5 protein-coding genes are annotated in these 2,836 nt (G+C 54.0%); 4 read left to right on the top strand and 1 reads right to left on the bottom strand.

Annotated features, from left to right (window positions below):
* Positions 1 to 726: transposase (locus tag AC0QHF_RS08375; RefSeq protein ID WP_324703750.1), on the bottom strand; the 726-nt coding region annotated here is incomplete at its 3' end.
* A 59-nt stretch (positions 727 to 785) separates the two neighbouring features.
* Between AC0QHF_RS08375 and AC0QHF_RS08370 the strand changes: the two genes are divergently transcribed.
* The 4 genes from AC0QHF_RS08370 (at position 786) to AC0QHF_RS08355 (ending at position 2,385) form a co-directional block, all read left to right on the top strand.
* Entirely contained in the window at positions 786 to 950 is a 165-nt protein-coding gene (locus tag AC0QHF_RS08370) for a microcyclamide/patellamide family RiPP (RefSeq protein WP_324703749.1), read from the top strand.
* Between the two features lie 185 nt (positions 951 to 1,135).
* The gene (locus AC0QHF_RS08365; RefSeq protein ID WP_324703748.1) at positions 1,136 to 1,360 is read left to right on the top strand and encodes a cyanobactin biosynthesis system PatB/AcyB/McaB family protein; all 225 of its coding nucleotides are present in this window, start codon (positions 1,136 to 1,138) and stop codon (positions 1,358 to 1,360) included.
* Positions 1,361 to 1,413: 53 nt separating this feature from the next.
* Positions 1,414 to 2,106, top strand: coding sequence for a cyanobactin biosynthesis PatC/TenC/TruC family protein (locus AC0QHF_RS08360; RefSeq protein WP_324703747.1), 693 nt, complete (start codon positions 1,414 to 1,416; stop codon positions 2,104 to 2,106).
* 108 nt (positions 2,107 to 2,214) lie between these two features.
* Positions 2,215 to 2,385, top strand: coding sequence for a DUF5837 family cyanobactin class RiPP (locus AC0QHF_RS08355; protein ID WP_324703746.1), 171 nt, complete (start codon positions 2,215 to 2,217; stop codon positions 2,383 to 2,385).
* The last annotated feature ends 451 nt before the right edge of the window (positions 2,386 to 2,836 follow it).

The raw sequence follows: 2,836 nt of genomic DNA, 5'->3' as shown, positions 1-2,836 counted from the left end.
CTGGCACCCTGGTGGGGAGACGGGGGAGACTGGGGGACGGGGAGAATTATTGATTCTCACCCCCTCACCCCCTCTCCCCCTCGCCCCCTCTCCTTTCCCCCGACCCGACCCCTCGGTTTTCATCCCGGCTAATAACCGAGAGCCCCAATGACACTTTTTCGCGGGTTTACTTTTGGGTTTGTAGCGGTTGCAAAATCCCCGATATTTTCGAGCGCAATCCTCCAAAGTTGCCCCCAACTGCAAAAAAGCCGGATGCCACTGGGTCAAGCCATCATCGGTGAGTTTTTCATAACTGCCGTAGTTGCTGAACTCATAGAAAAAGGTCGATCGCATTTTCGCCGCTTTGGGATTGCCGTGGATGTAGCGCAGGGTATTCAATGCCCGGTCTTTGTCGCTGGCCGGAAACCCCTCGGCGAAGTAGCGCTTTTCCCAAAAGTGTCCCGTGCGGTTGAGCATTCGGTTAAAGCACATCGCCGTATACCAATTGAGAAAGTGCATGATTTTCGGCAAATCTTGCGGCTGTTTCGGTTCGATGAGGTAATGGACGTGATTGCTCATAATGCACAGGGCGTAAAGTCGGAAATTAAACTTGTTCAACGCCCGTTTGATGGCATACAGAAACACCTCCCGACAGGCTCGACGACTCAGCTTAAACTCGCGATTGTTGCACCGCGTTGTGATGTGGTAGGCATATCCGGGTTGTAAATTTCTCTGTCGTTTCGGCATCGCTATTGTTGAGGCGTTTACTGACACTTACATCTAACAGAAAAAAGGAGATCATTACCATGAACAAATCCACGAATAAAAAAGCGATCGCACCCACCCCCACCCGGCCCATCGATCGCATCCACTCCGGCCAACCCAGTGCCGACGCCAACCCCAGCGTTGTCGCCAGTGAATTCGGTTTGCGATCGCAATCTCTCGCCTCCTACGACGGCGACGAGGAATAAAATTTATAGCAACGAGCGATCGCCTGGTTACAGTTGAAATGGAGTCAGAACAAGAGGCTTAAGCCCCTTGTTTCCCGACTCCCGACTCCCGACTCCCGGGCGCAGCGCTATAGGGGACGGGGAGACGATGACCCCCGAGGGTCGCGCTCCCGGTTCCATTCTGCAAACCTTACCTAAAAAAAACAATGGCATTTCCCAAACAAGCCGCCCCCGTCAAACGACCCCATTTCACCCAACCGGCCCTCGCCGTGGATGTGGAAAACGGCAGTATCGACAGTTTGGTACACATTCGCATGGACTTATTGCACGGCGCCAACTACAACGACCCGGCGGTATTTGCCCCGCGCAGCTACGACCGGGTCATGAATTCCGGTTGGAGTGGCTTTGGGGGCATCGGGCGCCATTTCTAAAGCGTCAACGACTTCCTCCCGACTTGTAAGCACTTACGGAAACATCCACCACCATGACAGAACAGACCGAAACCCTCTGGCAAATCGGCCACCCCGGTAAAGCGGGAAAAGAATTTGTACAGGCGGGTGGTTGGCAAGCTGAATTTACCTACACCGTGGGGGCAGATGCCGATCCCATCCGCGCCCCCAAACTGCCGCCGCTGTTGCTGGTTCCCGGCCGGCCCAACAAGCCCAAACGCGGCCGCAAACAGTGGTTTGCCACCGACAAACTAAATATTTGCTTCACCCTGGCTCAGAGCTACGGCCCCGGAGATCTGACCCTGTTTTACGACTTTTTCGGCTCGGAAACAGACACGCTCCTGCTCGACGGGCAACCCCTGGCGGAAATTGCGGGGGTGGGGGAAGGCAAACTCAAGCAAAACCAAATCCCCCTGCCGGCGTTGGAAGCCGGGGAACACACCCTGACCCTGACCACCGCCGGGGGAGCCGGGGACGGCGCCCACTGGATTGACTATTTCAAACTCGAAGGAGCGACGGTTCCTCAACCTGTCCCACAACCCACTCAGACAATGGCAAAGAAAAAATCCGCACCCCAACCCGAAGAAACCGCACCCCAGAAGTCCTACATCCCCACCACCATGACGGGACTACAGGATTATTCCTACTGGTGGCGCTATGCCCGGGAGCACGCCAAAACCGCCGAACCCAATAGCAAAGCCTTCCGCCGGGGGCGGATTTGGGCGTAACAAGTCAGAAGTCAAAAGTCAAAAGTCAAAAGTCAAAAGTCAAAAATTAAGAGGCTTTAAAGGCTTTTTGATTAGAGACTCGTAAACCTAACAAATGAGGAAACTACAATGAACCAGAAAAACATCTCTCCCAACCCCCAGCAGCCCGTCGATCGCGTTCCGGCGGGTCAACTGCCCACCGCTCTGGCCGAACTGAGCGAAGAAGCGATCGCCACCCAGGCTCTCCCCCATGAATGGTATCATCCCAATACTTGTTCCCATGACGGGGACGACGAGTAGTCGAAATCAGAGTCCAGTAGGGTGGGTTAGGCGCCGCAGTCATGTTTCAGAAAAACCCACAATTTTTCATCGGCGCCGTAACCCACCATTTCCTTTCTAATCGATAGTCATTTTTTTGTGGTGTTATGACACACCTTAAACGGTGGGTTACGGCGGATTTCTAGATGGCTTTCACATGGGTTGAAGCCGCCCAACCCACCCTACGCCAAAGCACTTGGCCCACAGTCAAAAGTAGGGTGCGTCAATGAAATGTCAACACCGCCTCGGCCACAAAAATGACAGTCAAAAGTAGGGTGCGTTAATGAAATGTAACGCACCGCCTCGGCCCACAGTTGGCGGTGGGTTACGCTGGCGCTAACCCACCCTACTAGACCGTTTCGGCTACAACTGTGCATTAGATTTCCTTCGTTGTTGCGCTTTAGCGCTAAAGCGCAACAACGAACCGAGTTTT

This window comes from Lyngbya sp. CCY1209 (assembly GCF_055795065.1).
The sequence above is the reverse complement of the archived record's forward strand: the minus strand, read 5'-3'. Positions and strand labels throughout refer to the sequence as shown.

Excerpts from the sequence above, each read along its gene's own strand:
- AC0QHF_RS08355 (WP_324703746.1), top strand. The coding sequence starts at position 2,215 with ATGAACCAGAAAAACATCTCTCCCAACCCCCAGCAGCCCGTCGATCGC.
- AC0QHF_RS08370 (WP_324703749.1), top strand. The coding sequence starts at position 786 with ATGAACAAATCCACGAATAAAAAAGCGATCGCACCCACCCCCACCCGG.
- AC0QHF_RS08365 (WP_324703748.1), top strand. The coding sequence starts at position 1,136 with ATGGCATTTCCCAAACAAGCCGCCCCCGTCAAACGACCCCATTTCACC.
- AC0QHF_RS08360 (WP_324703747.1), top strand. The coding sequence starts at position 1,414 with ATGACAGAACAGACCGAAACCCTCTGGCAAATCGGCCACCCCGGTAAA.